15 protein-coding genes are annotated in these 17836 nt (G+C 43.7%); 6 read left to right on the forward strand and 9 right to left on the reverse strand.

Annotated features, from left to right (window positions below; genetic code table 11):
* Positions 1–646: 646 nt before the first annotated feature.
* The gene (locus L3V36_RS11695; RefSeq protein WP_208775013.1) at positions 647–1624 is read left to right on the forward strand and encodes a GIY-YIG nuclease family protein; all 978 of its coding nucleotides are present in this window, start codon (positions 647–649) and stop codon (positions 1622–1624) included.
* Positions 1625–1855: 231 nt separating this feature from the next.
* On the opposite strand, the gene L3V36_RS11700 is transcribed toward L3V36_RS11695, so the two are convergent.
* The 6 genes from L3V36_RS11700 to L3V36_RS11725 all read right to left on the reverse strand — a co-directional run bounded on the left by L3V36_RS11700 (position 1856) and on the right by L3V36_RS11725 (position 7690).
* On the reverse strand, positions 1856–2059 hold the full coding sequence (locus L3V36_RS11700; RefSeq protein WP_004736343.1) for a hypothetical protein: 204 nt from the start codon (positions 2057–2059) through the stop codon (positions 1856–1858).
* A 381-nt stretch (positions 2060–2440) separates the two neighbouring features.
* The gene (locus L3V36_RS11705) at positions 2441–2893 is read right to left on the reverse strand and encodes a hypothetical protein (RefSeq protein WP_050712177.1); all 453 of its coding nucleotides are present in this window, start codon (positions 2891–2893) and stop codon (positions 2441–2443) included.
* 354 nt (positions 2894–3247) lie between these two features.
* On the reverse strand, positions 3248–4261 hold the full coding sequence (locus tag L3V36_RS11710; protein WP_102572624.1) for a manganese-dependent inorganic pyrophosphatase: 1014 nt from the start codon (positions 4259–4261) through the stop codon (positions 3248–3250).
* Positions 4262–4739: 478 nt separating this feature from the next.
* On the reverse strand, positions 4740–5192 hold the full coding sequence (locus L3V36_RS11715; protein ID WP_208775015.1) for a septal ring lytic transglycosylase RlpA family protein: 453 nt from the start codon (positions 5190–5192) through the stop codon (positions 4740–4742).
* 349 nt (positions 5193–5541) lie between these two features.
* Positions 5542–6918, reverse strand: coding sequence for a nucleobase:cation symporter-2 family protein (locus L3V36_RS11720; RefSeq protein ID WP_102572622.1), 1377 nt, complete (start codon positions 6916–6918; stop codon positions 5542–5544).
* A gap of 280 nt (positions 6919–7198) precedes the next feature.
* Positions 7199–7690 carry a VOC family protein gene (locus tag L3V36_RS11725; protein WP_208775017.1) on the reverse strand — a complete coding sequence of 164 codons (492 nt, stop codon included), beginning with the start codon at positions 7688–7690 and terminating at the stop codon, positions 7199–7201.
* 466 nt (positions 7691–8156) lie between these two features.
* On the opposite strand from L3V36_RS11725, the gene ahpC reads away from it, so the two are divergent.
* The gene (ahpC, locus tag L3V36_RS11730; RefSeq protein WP_017078889.1) at positions 8157–8714 is read left to right on the forward strand and encodes an alkyl hydroperoxide reductase subunit C; all 558 of its coding nucleotides are present in this window, start codon (positions 8157–8159) and stop codon (positions 8712–8714) included.
* A gap of 227 nt (positions 8715–8941) precedes the next feature.
* Positions 8942–10534: an alkyl hydroperoxide reductase subunit F gene (gene ahpF, locus L3V36_RS11735; protein WP_208775019.1), complete on the forward strand. Its 1593-nt coding sequence runs from the start codon at positions 8942–8944 to the stop codon at positions 10532–10534.
* 179 nt (positions 10535–10713) lie between these two features.
* Here ahpF and L3V36_RS11740 read toward each other — a convergent pair whose 3' ends face one another.
* Entirely contained in the window at positions 10714–11313 is a 600-nt protein-coding gene (locus tag L3V36_RS11740; RefSeq protein WP_004736366.1) for a LysE family translocator, read from the reverse strand.
* A gap of 122 nt (positions 11314–11435) precedes the next feature.
* Between L3V36_RS11740 and L3V36_RS11745 the strand changes: the two genes are divergently transcribed.
* A complete protein-coding gene (locus tag L3V36_RS11745; protein WP_208775021.1) occupies positions 11436–11921 on the forward strand; it encodes an Lrp/AsnC family transcriptional regulator in 486 nt (161 codons plus the stop codon).
* Between the two features lie 113 nt (positions 11922–12034).
* On the opposite strand, the gene L3V36_RS11750 is transcribed toward L3V36_RS11745, so the two are convergent.
* The gene (locus L3V36_RS11750) at positions 12035–13405 is read right to left on the reverse strand and encodes an L-serine ammonia-lyase (protein WP_208775023.1); all 1371 of its coding nucleotides are present in this window, start codon (positions 13403–13405) and stop codon (positions 12035–12037) included.
* 26 nt (positions 13406–13431) lie between these two features.
* Positions 13432–14973 (reverse strand): sodium/solute symporter, encoded by a 1542-nt coding sequence (locus tag L3V36_RS11755; RefSeq protein ID WP_208775025.1) that lies wholly within the window; start codon positions 14971–14973, stop codon positions 13432–13434.
* Between the two features lie 348 nt (positions 14974–15321).
* Here L3V36_RS11755 and L3V36_RS11760 point away from each other — a divergent pair, with 348 nt between their 5' ends.
* Positions 15322–16617 (forward strand): MFS transporter, encoded by a 1296-nt coding sequence (locus L3V36_RS11760; RefSeq protein WP_017092550.1) that lies wholly within the window; start codon positions 15322–15324, stop codon positions 16615–16617.
* Positions 16618–16779: 162 nt separating this feature from the next.
* Positions 16780–17796 (forward strand): nuclear transport factor 2 family protein, encoded by a 1017-nt coding sequence (locus L3V36_RS11765; protein WP_208775026.1) that lies wholly within the window; start codon positions 16780–16782, stop codon positions 17794–17796.
* Positions 17797–17836: the final 40 nt, after the last annotated feature.

The raw sequence follows: 17836 nt of genomic DNA on the forward strand, positions 1-17836 counted from the left end.
GGCTTCACCCATACTAACGTGACTGATTAGAGATCTAAGACTCATTGTTCAACGTCGCCGTAGCAACCTCTCAGCTTTAAGGTTTCAAGATACTTTTTCTAATATCAGTTAAGTGAATTAGAGTTTTTGATCTAACGCGTTTTTGTCCAAAAGCTTCTCAGTTTGAATTTTTACCCGTGGCACTTTCTAACTCGAAAGTGCCACATTCTTCGTTAAAGTGGTTACTCCGTGGGAAATCGTACTCAATCAATAACAGTACATTTTCTATTGACTGCGCGGGCAGTATAGTGATTGTAAACTGCTGATATTGAGCTTTACGAAACAAAACTGTATCGAAGGTTTTGATGCTACACAAGCGATGGCATATGAGCCAATCTAGTCATTTTTATTCGCTTCTACGTAAAGTTTAATGATCTATAAGGAGTTACTTTGCCGCGAGTTCTAACACCTCACAGTAGCTAATTTAGAGGACTTGTTGAGCTAAGAGTACATTGACTTTGTGGCCATGACTTAAAGTACGGTTCTCCTTAACTAACTTATGAGCATGCTCCATCTAGTGTCTAGATTAAATTTTTTACGTAACCTGGACATTAAATGAAATCATGATGCCATCATTGCACGACGATCCTCAGATTTAAGTTTTAATGTGAAAAGCGTACCCACAGAGACCGTCATCAAAGCCCTTTTTCAAAGCATCACGTTTGCCGATATTTCAATGTTTGAACGCAATTCAATTGAAGAATGGCGTTGTTCAGCTTTAAAACCGATTTACCCGGCATTCTGTCCAGTGAGGTATCATGCTCCGAGTTATACGTGGAAACTTGATAAGAAACGAAGGGGTGAGATCAAAGAGAAGCTTGCAAAATCAGGGTTAGACCTAACTGAAAAGAAACAGTTGGGGGAATTTGCCGAGTACATGTCTACGTTAATCCCAATGCCGCTTTATCGCAAACCATACATGTCATCCATAATCGATGTGCATTTACAAAACGAGATCAAGCCACAAGAGGTGTTTGATTCATTAAGTGAACCGGGGCGGTATTATGTTTACGCTCATACATTCGACAAAAATACGTACATTGGCAGAACGAATGACCTCGTCAATCGTTGGTTTGAACATTTTGATGCGGCCTTCAATCCATTCCACTCAGATCACAATTACATTTTTAAATCGCTTATCCGACAGCATTACCGGAAATTCAAACACCATCTACTGTTTGTGACCAATTATAAAGCCGAAGCCATTGAGTATGAGGCACAAGCGATTGAATTTTACAAGCCGAACTTAAATGATAAAAATGAAATCGCACTTCATGACAAGTCATGTCATTTCACTGACATTGATGTGAGCGCACCCACTATTCCTATGTCTCGGCTTCGTCGAAACTGGTCGACGGCTGGGGAAAAATCCCCCGTCATGGCGGTGGCAAAATATGATACTCGGAGAGGGTACGTACGCATTTACTGCGATAACGGTCAGCAGTATCCAGAAGGCACTTTAATTACGTGTTCTAAGCCTCAGAGAGCAAACTTGCATCATGGTCAAAGGGTGATCATTAATGTTCGTTGGCAGGCGGCGGGGAAGTGTCTAAATGGGTTGTCTGAGGACCTAATTGCCGTGTAGCTGATAGCTAACACCTTAACAGCTCATAGATTGTCCAAGTGTGAACTAGTCACATCGGCTAACTCATAATTGTCCAGAAACGTTTTTAAAATTGATCAAACTCTATTGTCCTCCGACAACAATGGCTAGATATAGAGTGAGCATAGGGTCAGATAGAGTTTAAAAGTAGGTAGTGTTTAGGGGGGAATTGGTGATCTTAATTACACATCCCTGTGTAACGTATTCTGAATGTCAGCTGGCTTTAAAGCGCTTCATAAATTGACTAAAGCGTGGAATCAGGTTTTGCACAGTCGGCGCATCTGGAATCTCATTTACAAAAATCATAAAGCGCTGTGCTTTACTTTTATCACCTTGAGCAGTCCCTGCTAGTATTGCTTGAGCTAAAATCACATGCTCAGCGGTAACGTCCTTATTCGAAAATTCGTGAATCAACATAGAAAATCCTAATAAGTATAAATACGGATATAATAATACAATATATTGATGTTTATATCGATAGCTTATGGCATTCATCAATGTCAGGTTTGTGTAAAAACAATACTGGACAGTGAGCTTAGTGACTTTCCATACTTATGCTAATTCGTGATTTGCTAATACTTGGTTCTCCGAAACTCATTTATGTCCAGAAGCTTCGTAGGATGAATTTTTACCTTTGGTACTTCCTATCTCGAAAGTGCCCCAAACGTTTCATTAGGTATGGCACGAGTAATACAACTAGCTAATGTGAAAAACAGGTACATTGCTCACCAAACAGCGATAAAAAAATTCGTTTCCAAATTTTGAAATAGACCCAGTAAAGCGCAGTGTTATTTTTTGTTATTGTGGATCTACATGCCCAGAACAAGTATAGGACTGACCATCAACACCACGAATAGCGATCTGGTAGTTCAGCGCCAATCCATTGCCGACGATGTCTGACAGGCCCTCAGTTTCTGGATTGTTCATACGATCGTGGTACATCTGACAAACGTGTTCTTCACCATGCCATTTTGATTGCACCTCTTCGATTCCATCAGCTTCGATGTCTACGCGAGCAACTCCATTTGTGCGCTTTGCTGCTTTGGTCGTGATGATCGTCGTCGTCATTGATGTATAACGGATACCATCGATTTTCGAACTGGCTTCGGTAAGTTGGTCGTGGTCTGCGTGTGTGATAATTGGGTCAGACACGAATACGTTCGCAGCCTTTACCTTTAAGCTGGTACAGCCAGTAATTGTCATAAGTGCAAGTGCGATAGCTGTTAAACCAATGGTTTTGATTGAGGTCATTTCATTGTCCTGTTAGTCATTCTGTCTGAGATTTACTATAAACAATAAAACACTGTATTATTATTTCAAACTATGAATACTAACTTACCGATAATGGAAAGCCGCGACTAAGATTGGTTACTTGTTTAAGACTGCTCTAAGTCTAACTCTTCACGTGGTTGGTCGCGAATGCCCTTTGGGATTCGTATCATAAGGTCTATGTTAGATCTGGGTTATCCATAAACTTTGTCAAATTAGAAAAAAACGTAACTCAATTTTATCCAAATCCAGTTCAACACCACCCAAAAACAAAAAGGGATTGGTATCTCTACCAATCCCTTCACTACTCATTTATAAAGTAACGGCTCTTATTCTCTACAAACTCTCAATGGCTTTCTGTACCGCAGGGCCAATCTGACGCTTGCGAGAAGTTACACCTTCTAACGTCAACATGTCGCTTGTTGGTTCAGCGTTGAAAGCCGATTTAATCACTTGATAGTCGCTTTCATCTACCCAAAGTAAGTTTGCTTCTTTGTTCTTAGTGTCTGTGATTGAGAAGAACAGATGGTCCAAGCCGTTCTCTTCTTTGTAGGCTTTCATAGCCGCCAAAAGCTCGTCTTTACGGTCAATCAGTTGTTGAGCCGTTAGCGTTTCAGCCACACCGATACCCACCTGTTTGCCACCGTATTTAAAGTTTTTGTAATCCAGAGTCAGAATGGTTTCAGAAGAAAGATGGCTGAGATCCGACTTAGCAATCAGCATCTGTTGACCAAAATCTTCGATATCTGAAATACCTGCAACTTTTGCCAGCTTTTCAGCATATTCACGATCATGCTCAGTAGTGGTTGATGATTGGAATACCACAGTATCAGAAAGGATTGCGCCTAAGCCTACACAAGCAAGGTGCTTAGGTAAGGTCACATCCAACTTTTCAGCGTTGTCAGCAAGAATAGTTGCAGCCGATCCCCAACCTCGAATATCCATTTCGACAATCTGTGGGGTGTTAATCGGTGAGCCACCAATTGCGTGATGATCAACCACAGCAACAATCGATGCTTGGTCAATGGTTGGCGCTAGCTGAGTGACTTGATTGAAGTCTACCAGCCCCACTCGGTATGAAGAGTAATCTGTCTCTACGCGTGGAGATTCAGCATTACAGTAGTTCAAGATGAAGGTGGATTCTGGATTGATAGGCTCTGGTACTGTCGCTGTACCGCCATAGATATGAGCCGCGAGCATCGCAGACATTACCGTGTCGCTGTCTGGGCTTAGGTGCCCTGTCCATACGAGATCTTCACTGTTTTCATTGGCAGATTGTTGAAGACTGAAAGCATAGCTTGCTGAGCTAAAAGACATAATTAGGGCTGCAACGACAGGGGTTAGCTTCACGGGTATTTCCTTATTTGAATGCGATATAGAAGCCCATAAGCTAAACACCAAAAATTTCAGAACCGTGTCACTAATATTTCAGATTTACTTCAGTGAGTAACGAAATGTAATTTCCCTCACTTCGAGAGTCTTCTTCTCCCATCAATTGTACCTCCCCCTTTCTATTACACGCCCGCCACAACCAATCTTGGATTAGTTCAGCTTTTCATTATTTCACAATAAATTTCAATGAACCCTAATAATAAGAAAGCTAAGACACTGATTTATTGACCACATAACATCATCAACCCACATATTAACAATAAGATAATCTTATTAAAAATGGATTATCGAAAGGCACAAAAAAGGCTACAAAGCAGCCTTATTGAGTAAGCATAAATGAGCTATTGATTCACCGATATCGAGGTTCTGTTCCTCCCCTTTCCCACTACTGGTAAGGGATCGGAGATGTAAACCAAGGGGAGGTTAGGAGGGGATTCTAGTGTTTGTATCGAAAGGTATTACTATCATCAACAATCTCGATTTTAACAGGCACGGTGCCTTGTTTAACGTTACCGATTTTTGCAAATGCCTTGTGCGACAGGTCGATCACTCGGCCTTTTACATAAGGGCCTCGATCATTAATTTTCACATCAACAGACTTGTTATTGTCTGTATTGGTCACTCTCACGATAGTTCCGAATGGCAAGGTTTTATGAGCCGCAGTATTCGCATTCATATTATACGTCTCACCACTTGCTGTGAGCCTTCCATGGAATTTATCGCCATACCAAGAAGCTTTACCAGCAAGAGCATGTGACTTGGCATATTCCTTTGTTTTAGAACTGCCGACAGCCGACGTTGAGGTGCATCCGGCTAATATCATAAGGATAAGAGCGGTAAAGATAATATGTAATTTTTTCATGTAATTTGGGTGCGCTAATCTCTGCATGTTTCTCTATTTTCGTTGTTGTTGGTTAGCAATATAATTCTGAGTATAGTCACTGCTCAGCCAAGGCTACCATTCGGTATGATGACGGAATGTTTTCATGAACGACACTTTCTTCCGTCATATTCATGAAAGGTTTTATCGTCAAAACGTCAACTTTAACAACGTCTTAAATTTGTACATTTCTCAATCACCCGCATATAGATAAGCTACTGATCCAAAAAATCCAAACAAAAAAGGATTGGTACCTCTACCAATCCTCTCTATGGGATGTTTCGTTTTTCTGCCTATGGTAGGTAGATAACGCGATTACTCGTAATCAGTCACCTACGCTTCTGCTCGGCTGTATAAGTTACGCTTTACTGGTTTGTACCGAATTCGTCATCGATTTGGCTTTAGTTTCAGGCACCAAAGACATCAACCCGGTAATAACAAGAGCAGCAACACCCGACATCGTGACAGGTGAGCCAAATATGCTTTGCACTAGCTTGGGTGCTTCTTTCAATAAATCCGGTACCAGCATTACCCCCAGCCCTAAACCTAATGAGATAGCAATCGTCATGATTCTGCGACGATCCAGCTTCTCACTAGCGATAATCTTGATGCCCGCCGCAGCAACCGTACCAAACATCACCAATGTCGCTCCGCCTAATACTGGCTTTGGAATCGTCATTAATACCGCGCCTAAGATGGGAAATAGACCTAATAGAAAAAGAATTGCCGCAATGAAGTAGCCTATGTAACGACTCGCAATCCCAGTAAAATGGATCACGCCATTGTTCTGGCTGAAAGTCGTGTTCGGAAAAGTATTAAATACAGCGGCGATAAGCGAGTTCACGCCGTCACCTAGCACGCCAGCTTTGAGTCGATTGATGTATTTTGGCCCTTTAACTGGCTGCCCTGAAAACATACTGTTAGCGGTAAGGTCACCGGTTGTTTCAATAACAGTAATCAAGTAGATAAAAGCAATAGGGAGGAAGGCTTGCCAATCAAAAGCGAAGCCATATTTAAATGGGACTGGGATACTCAATAGCGGTTGAGATGCAAAAGAAACCATTGGCGCTTTGCCCATCAGAATAGCAACGCCCCACCCTACAACCAATCCGACTAAAATCGACGACAGCCTTACCATGGCGTTGTTGCTTAGGTTAAGTGCCACTATGGTTCCGAGCACAATCGCACCCAACATCAAATTACTTCCAGAACCAAAATCTTCTGCGCCAACACCACCCGCGATATCAGTGACGCCAACTTTAATCAAAGAGACACCAATCGTCGTGATAACGATGCCGGTCACAACGGGCGTGATCACTACTTTGAGTTTTTCGATAAAGCGCGATAGGACGATTTCGACAAATGCACCAAAGAAGCAGACACCAAAAATGGTGGCGAGCATTTCATCCGGCCCACCTCCATTTGCTTTAACAAGAAAACCCGCACCTAAGACAGAACCTAAGAACGCAAAGCTGGTCCCTTGGACACAGATCATCCCTGCGCCAACTGGCCCTATTTTTCTAGCTTGTATAAAAGTGCCAACCCCAGACACCATCAGTGCCATGCTGATCAAATAAGGGATGTGTTCACCCAACCCTAAAACACCGCCAATAATGAGCGTGGGTGTGATAATGCCAACAAAGCTGGCTAATACATGCTGCAGCGCCGCGTAACTGGCTGCTTTGACTGATGGTCGATCGTCTAATCCGTAGATCAATTCACTGTTCTGTTCCATGTGACTTCCTTTATGTATTTTTTATTGTATACAATTTACATAAAGGCAATAGAGCAACATATATGCCAATGGTTTAACATCATATTTATCAATCAGTTAAGTTTTCAATCAGTCCAACGTTGCACTATAGAGCAACAATGTCGGCTTGTTTTAGTGCAACCGATAGTTTATCCGATGTTCCTAAATTAAGCCCTACAGACACAAAAAAAGGACTGGTATCGCTACCAATCCTCTTTAGGGGGTGTTTCGGTTTTTCTACCTATGGAAGGCAGTAACGCGATTACTCGTAATCAGTCGCGTAGGTGTCTTCGTATGTGTGCGAGTAAAATTCGAATAGGTTGCCAAACGGGTCTTCTAGATAAACCATTTGCGCTTGTTTTAGTTCGTCTTCTGGGTGGTAACGCATGATGTCCATACGAACCTTACCGCCAAACTCTTCAACGCGCTTAATAGCTGAATGAAACTGCTCTTTTGGAAGTTGCAGACAGAAGTGGAAGATACCTAGGCGAGAGAAATCAACTTCGTGACGCTCTTGGCGATCTTTCATTTCGAACAGCTCAACACCGATACCATCAGAAGTTACTAGGTGTGCAATGTTGAAGCCTTTGAAGCCTTCGCCAAATACTGCGATACACATACGGCCGATTGCTGATTCGCGTTCTTCCATAACCTTAGTGTTGTTCATTACGATTCTTAGACCCAGAGCCTTAGTGTAAAACTCGACTGCTTTGTCCATATCGCCAACTATGATGCCTACGTGATTCATTTTCATAACTTGCTCCAAATTCGTTTTTAATTCTGTGCGTTTCGAAGACTGGCTTCGATGTTTCGTTTCGATGGAGAGAGTATATGGAGATGTGACGATTAACTGAAATTATCATAAATTATATTAATGATAATTTTTTGTTATTTACAGATTGGTATAACAACTCAACTCAACTCGCGTAAAGAAACCGTACTTCCCCTTACCTACATAGATACTGAACCAAATACTGCTTACCTAAATAGAGAACAACCTAAAAAGCATAGCTACTCAAATTGGGGTTGCTGATGTTTGATGGCTTTTGTTAATCGTTTTTGTTGATAGCTTTTACCGATAGTCCTTTCCTTTCGAAGATAGGATTTGCCTATTGAATCTATAGAAATGTCCGATTTCACTAATTTTCGGTGCGAATGCAATATATCTCCATCGACGCGGGATAGCGTTAAACACTACAAATTAGAAAGAGAGTCGAATCATGATCAACACAGAAATCAAACCATTCAACGCAACAGCATTCAAAAACGGCGAATTCGTAGAAATCACTGAGCAAGACGTTAAAGGCAAGTGGGCTGTATTCTTCTTCTACCCAGCAGACTTCACGTTTGTATGTCCAACTGAGCTAGTTGACCTACAAGACAAATACGCAGAGCTTCAATCTCGCGGCGTAGAAGTTTACTCAGTATCAACTGACACGCACTTCTCTCACAAAGCATGGCACGATACTTCTGACAAAATCGGCACTATCGAATACTTCATGGTAGGCGACCAAACAGGCAACATCACAAATAACTTCAACGTTATGCGTGAAGGTCAGGGCCTTGCAGACCGTGCAACTTTCCTAATCGACCCTGAAGGCGTTATCCAAGCAATGGAAATCACTGCTGAAGGTATCGGCCGTGACGCTGAAGACCTACTACGCAAGGTTAAAGCAGCGCAATACGTAGCCGCTCACCCAGGTGAAGTTTGCCCAGCTAAATGGAAAGAAGGCGAAGAGACTCTAGCGCCATCTCTAGACCTAGTAGGCAAGATTTAATCTAAGCCTAGTTCAAACAAGAACAGCTAAGAAATAACAAGTAAAACAGAACAGTTAAACAGTTCTACAGGCGCGCTTCGGCCCCCTCCTAAAGGGCAGTTGCGCGCCACCCTTTCAAAACATCAACACCACAATATTTGCCGACTTGCGCCCCCTTTTTATTTTCCTTTTTCAGCAAGAAGGTATTGGTCAATACCAAGACACAGAATTTAAGAGCAGGCACGATTATGTTAGATCAAGCAATGAAGCAGCAGCTAAAAGCATACCTAGAAAACCTAAAAACCAATGTTCAGTTAGTGCTGAGCCTGGATGACAGCGACACCGCGAACAAACTTCAAGATCTGGCGAATGACATCGCGTCTTTAACCGACAAAATTGAAGTGACTCGAGATGATAGCGCAAGCTCTCGCCGCCCTATCATGCAGGTCGTGAACCAAGAGAAAGGCACCGCGATCGGTTTTGCCGGTTTGCCAATGGGCCACGAATTTACGTCACTGGTTCTAGCACTGCTTCATAGTGGTGGTCACCCTATCAAGCTTGAAGCTGACGTAATCGAACAAATTAAAGAACTCGATCAAGAGCTTAATGTAGAGATTTTCATCTCGCTATCGTGCCAAAACTGTCCAGAAGTGGTTCAGGCATTCAACATGATGTCGGCGATTAACCCTCTAATTAAGACAACTATGATTGATGGCGCAGCATTCCAAGACGAAGTGAAGTCTCGCGACATCATGGCAGTTCCAAGCGTATTCGTTAATGGTGAGCTATTTGGTCAAGGCCGTATGTCACTGGCAGAGATCCTTAACAAAGTTGATTCAGGCGCTGCAGAAAAGAAAGCGGCAAACCTAAACCAACAAGCACCGTTTGATGTATTGGTTGTCGGCGGTGGCCCTGCAGGTTCTTCAGCCGCTATCTATGCTGCACGTAAAGGCATTCGCACTGGTGTGGTTGCTGACCGATTCGGTGGCCAAGTCATGGATACCATGGCGATTGAAAACTTTATCTCTGTGAAAGCGACAACTGGCCCTAAGCTAGTGGCAAGCCTTGAAGAGCACGTAAAAGAGTACGGTGTTGAAGTAATGACTGAGCAGCGCGCGGCTAACATCATTGCGGCAGAAGACACTGAAGACGGTTACATCCACGTTGAACTTGAGAGCGGCGCAACATTACGATCTCGCACGGTCATCACAAGTACTGGTGCTCGCTGGCGTGAAATGAACGTTCCGGGTGAGCAAGATTACCGCAATAAAGGCGTCGCTTACTGCCCACACTGTGACGGCCCTTTATTCAAAGGAAAGAAAACAGCGGTTATCGGTGGTGGTAACTCAGGCATTGAAGCGGCAATTGATTTAGCGGGTATCGTGGAACACGTAACCGTACTTGAATTTGCAGACACACTGCGTGCCGACCAAGTGCTTATCGATAAAGCAAACGCAACGCCAAACATCGAAATCATCAAGATGGCACAAACAACGCAGGTGATTGGTGATGGCAACCGTGTAACCGGTTTGGAATACAAAGACCGCAATACGGATGAACTTAAACAGATCGAACTAGCAGGTATCTTTGTTCAAATCGGCCTGATGCCAAACAGCGAATGGTTGAAGGGTTCGAAAATTGCGCTTTCACCACGCGGTGAAATTGAAATTAACGCTCATGGCGCAACATCAATGAAAGGTGTGTTCGCAGCGGGTGACGTAACAACCGTACCTTACAAACAGATCATCATTGCGATGGGTGAAGGTGCAAAAGCAAGCTTAGGTGCATTTGACCACCTAATCCGTAACTCAGCTCCAGTTAAAGAGACTGAAACGGCTTAATCTTTAAACCTAAAACTTAAAACTTAAAACTTAAAACTTAAAAGCTTCTAGGCATAAAAGCTTTTAACTCAAGTTCCTTAAATATTTGTTAACTTAATTCTTTACTGTTAACGACTTAGTCTATATTTAGACACCACTCCTATGGATTTAGGAGTGGTTTTTTTATTTGTAGAGGCGCTTTATGCAGGTTGATAAAGCATAAAGGCAACCACCATCGCTAAGCTTCCACCCAAGCAACGGTTCACAAACATCATCTGTTTTGGTGATTGCAGCAATTTTTTCAGCATGGTGCCGCAATACGCCCACACCAACATGCACGGCACACCGGTAATAACCATACCCGCGATAATGGTCACTACTTGAATCAAGTAATCTGCATTCGGAGTAATGAATTGCGAAAACACGGTTAATGAAGCTATCCAACCTTTAGGGTTTAACACCTGCACCAACACACCTGACATAAAACCTGAACGTTTATCTGTGGTGCTTTCTTCGATTTGCATGTTAGCAATCGACCACGCCATGAACAGCAAATAAGCCGCACCCGCGTATTTCAAAATGTTGTATAGCTCTGGGTAAAGAGTAAATAGGCTCACCAAACCGACACTGGAACCCGCCAGTACGATGATGATGCCAACAGCGTTTCCAGAGATAAAAGGTAAAGTCGCAGCAAACCCATAACGACTTGAAATCCCAAGTAATGCGATATTGCCTGCCCCAGGGGTAATTGCAATTGATGTTGAAAATAGCAAGAACGCCAGCATTAATTGAGAGCTCATTTCCTCTCACTCCTAATAAGTAAAGTATTTATACGGAGAGAGTTTACAGATTCGACTAGGAATTAAATTGCTATATAGGCTAATATTAATCCAAATTTGAGCAATACTTTCCTAGAAACACCATGAAACAGAAAGAATCCACCAAAGAAGTGTTAGATGACACAGATATCGCCATCTTAGAACATATCCAACAAAACGGACGCATGAGCAACAGCAAGCTCGCGGAGAAGGTTAACCTCAGCGAAACCCCATGCTGGCGTCGCTGGAAACGCATGGAAGAGACGGGCTATATCGATGGTTACGCCGCGAAGCTAAACCGCAAAAAGCTTGGTTTTCATGTAGCTGGTTTTACTCTTGTGACCTTGGGTAACCATGAAGTAGAAAACACGGAACCGTTTGAAGAGTTTGTCGAAGTAACCGATTGGATTCCTATGTGTCACTGTATTGCAGGCGGCGCCGACTATATGATTCAAGTGCTAGCGAAAGATTTGGAAGAGTACTTTGAGCGTATTAGCTCGATCAGACGAGTAAAAGGCGTGAGTGCGATTCAATCGAACATCTCGGTTAAAGAGTTGAAAAACAGCTATAAGTTGCCTCTTGGGGATTAGTTCACTTCTCCTGACAGCCCTTTTCTTTAAGCAAAATAAAAGCCCAGCTCCCTAGATTTCTAAAACTTAGGGGCAGGGCTTTGTTTGAAACAGATATCGTTTATTTACGCTTGCTATTCACAAGGGTGAGCTAAATGAATCAGCGCCAAACCACCTAGAGACGTTTCACGATACTTCTTATTCATGTCTTTACCCGTCTGATACATAGTAGCGATAACCTTATCCAATGAAATCAGGCTTTTGCTGTTACGTTTGAGTGCCATTCGTGAAGCATTAATCGCCTTCATGGAACCCATCGCATTTCGTTCAATACATGGCACTTGTACCAAGCCACCAATCGGGTCACACGTCATACCCAATGAATGCTCCATCGCAATTTCGGCCGCAATACAAATCTGTTCATTGCTGCCACCACGTAATGCCGTTAAACCCGCTGCCGCCATAGAAGACGACACGCCCACTTCACCTTGGCACCCTACTTCCGCACCCGAAATAGAAGCGTTGGTTTTGTACAAAATACCAATCGCACCCGATACGGCTAAGAAGTCTTTTAACTGCTTGGTATCCAACTCTTTAATGAAGCGATGGTAATACATCAATACGGCTGGAATAACGCCCGCAGCACCATTAGTGGGTGATGTCACCACTTGGCCACCAGCCGCATTTTCTTCACTCACCGCAAAGGCGAACAAGTTAATCCAATCCATGATTTCCATTGGATCGTTTTCAACGGCCGCATTCGCTTCCAGCTTTTTCAGCAAGTTTGGCGCACGACGAGTCACGTTCAAACCACCATCAAGAATGCCTTCGGTTTCAAATCCGCGTTCCATGCAGCGAGTCATTACTCGCCAGATTTGATCGGCCTTTTCTGAGATAACATCATCGCCTTGGAAAGCTGCTTCATTTTTCAGAATCATGCCACCCAAGCTCATGCCGCTGTCTTCTGCTTTTCTCAGCATTTCATCGGCATTTTTGAATGGAAACGGGACTTCTACTGTTTGGATTTTAGTTCCATTCTGCAGTTCATCCGCGGTTGCAATAAAGCCACCACCAATCGAATAATAGGTTTCATCAACAATTACGCTTCCGCTTTGGTCAAACGCGGTAATCATCATGCCGTTTTCATGCAAAGGCAGATTGTCTTCGTGGAACAGCATGTCGGTTTGGTAGCTAAAGCCAATGGTGTGACTGCCACTCAGCTGCATTTCACCACTGTCGATAGCAAGGCGCATCGCTTCATTAGCGCTGGTGATCTTAATCGTGTCTGGCTTATTGCCAAGCAAACCCAAGATGGTTGCTCTGTCGGTGTGGTGACCTATGCCAGTCAATGACAAAGAACCGTATAAATCCACCTGAACACGCGTCACTTCTGCGATTTTATCCGCGATTAATTGTGTGAAATGAAAACCCGCTATCATTGGGCCGTTGGTGTGAGAGCTCGATGGTCCCACACCAATTTTGTAGATATCAAAGATCGATAACATAGATATACCAGTAAAAAATCGGTCAATTAAGAAAGAGCGGCATAAAGCCAATCAGGGATAACAGTACAAGCAGCAATCGTCACAACAGCAAATACCAACAAGCCGTAATGACTCGCCGTAGGCTTAGCGAACAAATGCTTCTGCTTGGCAATAAATTCGCTTTGTTGCTCGGTTACTTCTCCCCAGAAGCGGCTCACAACAACGCCTAACACCAAGAAAACCACAGTGCCAACCAAGGCAAACCAAGGCCAAGCTATGCCGCTGTATTTAGCGATGAATACGACGGCCACACTGCCAATACTGCCTGCAATCACCCCTTTCTCATTTGCCTTTTTAAAGAACAAACCCAGGATAAAAGAGCCAAGGCGAATACCAACAAAAATAGAAGTCAGGCTCGCAATAGTTTTAAGCACTGATTCATTAGAAACCGCCATCAAAGCCGGTACTACAACTGAAGCCGCAGCAACCAAGCTCATCTTTCTTGCCACCGATTCATAATGTGCATCGGAAGCTTTCTTACGGAAAAAGCGCTTATAGAAATCGAACGTTGCGACTGTCGCCATTGAGTTATAAGTAGAATCCAGTGTCGACATCGCTGCTGCTGAGAGTGCGGAAATCACCAAGCCAACAATGATTGGGTTGGTATGGTTAAACACAAAATCAAGAATTACTTCGTTGCTGTTTTCAAAGCTTTGCTCTTGATAAAAGACACTCAATAGAACGCCCATTACCGAGAAAAACAGATAAATAAAGAACGCGCCGTAACCACAAAGCAGCATGGATTTTTGTGCTGTCTTCACGTTCTTTGTTGCCAACGTTCTTTGAATAATCAGTTGGTTAGTGCCATACACACTTAGATGTAAGAAGCTCACGGCAACCACACCCGCCCACAATGTAGTATCAACTCCCAAGTCGAAATCGAGATTGATGATGTTTAGATGTTCAGGAGACAACACCTCACCTGCATCAATCTTCATCAGCAATAAAGCAAAGATCGCAATGCTGCCGATGATCAGCACCGCCGACTGCAACATGTCTGTCCATATGACGGTTGAGATCCCACCCGCATAGGTATACAAAGCGGTAAATAAGCTGATGTAGATGATTGCCTCGGAGATACTCACCGGCAACACTTGCACCAAGATCAGTGCAACCGCATACAAAATCACACCTGCCGAAATACACTGAACCACAATAAACACGATAGAGTTGATCGTGCGAGCAACAACGCCAAAGCGGTGCTCTAGGTATTCATAAATCGAAGTCAGGCCGAGTTTGTAAAACACCGGGACAAAGAAAACCACAGCGAAAAAGATCACTATTGGGTAATTCAAATGGACGCTCATCGCTTCCATGCCTGAGCTATAAACCCAGCCCGGCATGCCCACGAACGTCATCGCACTGATGTAGGTTGCAAGAATCGACACACCTGCCGTAAACCAACCAAATTGTTTTCCGCCCGTTGAGAAATCGCCACCAACGCTATAACGATTATTCACTAAGTAACTGATAAATAGAGTAGTTAGTACATAAAGAGCAATAACCACAAAACTTGAGTACGTAACCATTTTTAGATTCCGTTTATTATATTTCGCAATTCATTCGCCGCTAATAGTACTCAAAAATGTATATTTTCCCTCAAAAACCCACAATAAGTGTGAGTATTGTCACTAAGATAGATGATTAAACACTCTAAATGGCCAAGAAGTCCCAAAACAACGATCTAATGAGATCAAGATCACTAAAATGCATAAAATGGGTACGCACTCATTTTAAAATTGACTTTGATCACGGATCTAATAACCACAAAAATTCTATTATCTCTCCCGAAATGAAGATGGTGTGGTGATATTCAATAAACGCCACACAATAATCGAAACTAAAAACACCCTATGAAAAATAAAGGTTTATCGGTCATGACTACTAAAAAACACATGAGCGAAGTTCCTATGATTCAAAGAGTAGCTGCTTATCTTGCAATTCTAGTTGGCTACTTTTTCTATTGTTATAACTTTGTAATTATTGACTACGTACGCCCATACATCGTTGATGCGTATGATGGTATTAACTTGGCGGATACCGCTCAGTTCTATACATGGCAGTCGGTTGGTGCACTTATTGGTGCTCTGAGCTGTGCATGGGTGGCATCAAACTTTGGTAAGAAATCGACTCTTATTGTCATCACTGCACTGAACGGTGGCGCAACCATCATCAACATGATGTTTACTGACTACGCGATGTGGGCAGCAATGCGTTTCATCATCGGTATTTCTTTAGGTGGCTACTTCACCGTAGCAGTAAGCCTGATGATCGGCCTATTCACACCAAGCGTTCGCGGTAAGTTAACCGCATTCGCTTCTTCTATGTTCTCGGTTGCTCTAATGGCAATGGGCGCGTACGCGGCATTCATTTCTAGCGTTGATGCACCTTGGCAGAGCCTAATGTGGGTGGGTGGTATTCCTCCTCTAGTTGCTGCAGCACTGATGATCTTCATCCTACCTAGCGACAAGAAAGTGATCGCTTACGGTGAAGAAGATCAAGCCGCAGCTGAAGCATCGAATAAACCAGCGAAGAAAGGTTCTTGGGGTGAAATGCTAAGCGCGCCTTACCGCAAGTTAACCATTACTTGTCTACTACTGGCTGGCCTTAACTTCTATGGCTACCAATTCTTCTCTGGCTTCGTGACAACGTACCTGAAAGAAGTTCGCCAATTTGACGGTTCAACTATCGGCATCATCTTCTCTATCTCAGCATTCGGTTCTCTATTCGGTGCTTGGGTATGGGGTGCAATCGCCGACAAATACGGCCGTAAAGTGAACGCGTTTGGTTTCATCCTTGCGGGTGTCATGGCTTCAGTATTCTTCGTAGCACCAAGCGACGTGATGATCGGCAGCCTAAACATGCTGGCTATCCTAGGTCTTATCTACAACTTCGGTCTGTCTGCTTCTGCGGTATGGGGTGGCTACTTCTCTGAGTTGTTCCCTGCTCACCTACGTAGCTTCGGTGCAGCTCTGTTCCACGGTGGTCGTATCATCGGCATGTGGGCACCAATGGTGTTGGTATTCATCCAAGAGCGCAGCGACCTTGCAACGGCAATGTGGGGCTCGCCAATCGTATGGATTCTAGCTGGCCTACTGTGGCTATCTCTACCAGAAACATTGAAAGGCGGCATTTTCGACAAGAGCAAAAAAGCGGAAACAGCAAAAGCTTAATCCCCTTTAGTTGAAGACTTCTAAAAGTTGAAAACCTCTAGAAGTTGAAGACCTCTAAAGACACGAAATAAACATCAATCCGGCTGAGAAGTCAGCCGGTAACAAAATCCAAATCGAGTCCTGTTCCGAATGTTGGCTCGACAACAAAAAAGAGAATTTACTATGTCTAAATATCAAGAAGCTAAACGCATTGTTCGCGATTACTTTGACGCTATCGAAAACGCAACACACGAGAACGTTGCTGAAGTTTTAAAAGCGCACACGTCTGAAGATTACTTGTGGCGCGGTGTTTACCCATTCCGCGAGCAAGAAGGCGCACAAGCAGCGGCTGACGTATTCTGGGCGCCAATGATGAAGTCAATGACTCGCATGCAGCGTCGTCAAGACATCTTCATCGGCGGTAACAACGAAGTTAACCCAGATGAGATTTGGGTAATGAGCATGGGTCACTTCATGGGTCTATTCGACGCTGAATACTTAGGCATGCGCCCTACTGGCAATATCATGAACGTTCGCTACGCAGAATTTAACTGTGTGGTTGACGGAAAAATCACTAAGACAGGCCTGTTCCTAGACCTTCTAGGCATGATGGATCAAGCGGGTTGCTACCCACTTCCACCATCAACCGGTAAGCACTTCGTATACCCTGGCCCACGTAACCACGATGGTCTGTTGTTTGAAGACGCGGCTCCAGAAGAAGGCGTTGCAACGCTTGCTCTAGTAAACAAAATGGTTGATGACCTGTCAGCTCTTAACGACAGCGGCGCGATGGGTTGCCCACCAGAAGTACTAGCGAAGAGCTGGTCAAAAGACATGATTTGGTACGGCCCATGTGGTATCGGCGCGTCTTACACAATTCCTCGCTACCAACAGCAACACCAACTTCCTTTCCGTAACAACCTGAAAGACAAGAAGTTCAACGGTCACGTTTGTCGTTTCGCTGAAGGTAACTTCTCTTGTTTCTTCGGTTGGCCAAACCTATCAAACACACCAACAGGTGGCTTCCTAGGTATGACTGGCGGCGAAGTACGCGCAAACATGCAAGTGGTTGACGTGTACTACCGTGACGGCGACAAACTGTCTGAGAACTGGGTTCTTATCGACCTTCCTTACTGGCTACAACAGCAAGGTCTGGACGTGTTCAAACGTACTTCATCTATCATGAATCCAACGCTGTAACCATGTCCTATTGTCTACCTAGTCCTTACCTACGCTAGGC

The sequence above is a fragment of the Vibrio sp. G-C-1 genome, assembly GCF_021728015.1.
In the GTDB taxonomy this organism is placed as follows: domain Bacteria; phylum Pseudomonadota; class Gammaproteobacteria; order Enterobacterales; family Vibrionaceae; genus Vibrio; species Vibrio splendidus.

Excerpts from the sequence above, each read along its gene's own strand:
- L3V36_RS11700 (WP_004736343.1), bottom strand. The coding sequence starts at position 2,059 with ATGTTGATTCACGAATTTTCGAATAAGGACGTTACCGCTGAGCATGTG.
- L3V36_RS11705 (WP_050712177.1), bottom strand. The coding sequence starts at position 2,893 with ATGACCTCAATCAAAACCATTGGTTTAACAGCTATCGCACTTGCACTT.
- L3V36_RS11715 (WP_208775015.1), bottom strand. The coding sequence starts at position 5,192 with ATGCAGAGATTAGCGCACCCAAATTACATGAAAAAATTACATATTATC.
- L3V36_RS11720 (WP_102572622.1), bottom strand. The coding sequence starts at position 6,918 with ATGGAACAGAACAGTGAATTGATCTACGGATTAGACGATCGACCATCA.
- L3V36_RS11725 (WP_208775017.1), bottom strand. The coding sequence starts at position 7,690 with ATGAAAATGAATCACGTAGGCATCATAGTTGGCGATATGGACAAAGCA.
- ahpC (WP_017078889.1), top strand. The coding sequence starts at position 8,157 with ATGATCAACACAGAAATCAAACCATTCAACGCAACAGCATTCAAAAAC.
- ahpF (WP_208775019.1), top strand. The coding sequence starts at position 8,942 with ATGTTAGATCAAGCAATGAAGCAGCAGCTAAAAGCATACCTAGAAAAC.
- L3V36_RS11740 (WP_004736366.1), bottom strand. The coding sequence starts at position 11,313 with ATGAGCTCTCAATTAATGCTGGCGTTCTTGCTATTTTCAACATCAATT.
- L3V36_RS11745 (WP_208775021.1), top strand. The coding sequence starts at position 11,436 with ATGAAACAGAAAGAATCCACCAAAGAAGTGTTAGATGACACAGATATC.
- L3V36_RS11750 (WP_208775023.1), bottom strand. The coding sequence starts at position 13,405 with ATGTTATCGATCTTTGATATCTACAAAATTGGTGTGGGACCATCGAGC.
- L3V36_RS11755 (WP_208775025.1), bottom strand. The coding sequence starts at position 14,973 with ATGGTTACGTACTCAAGTTTTGTGGTTATTGCTCTTTATGTACTAACT.
- L3V36_RS11760 (WP_017092550.1), top strand. The coding sequence starts at position 15,322 with ATGACTACTAAAAAACACATGAGCGAAGTTCCTATGATTCAAAGAGTA.
- L3V36_RS11765 (WP_208775026.1), top strand. The coding sequence starts at position 16,780 with ATGTCTAAATATCAAGAAGCTAAACGCATTGTTCGCGATTACTTTGAC.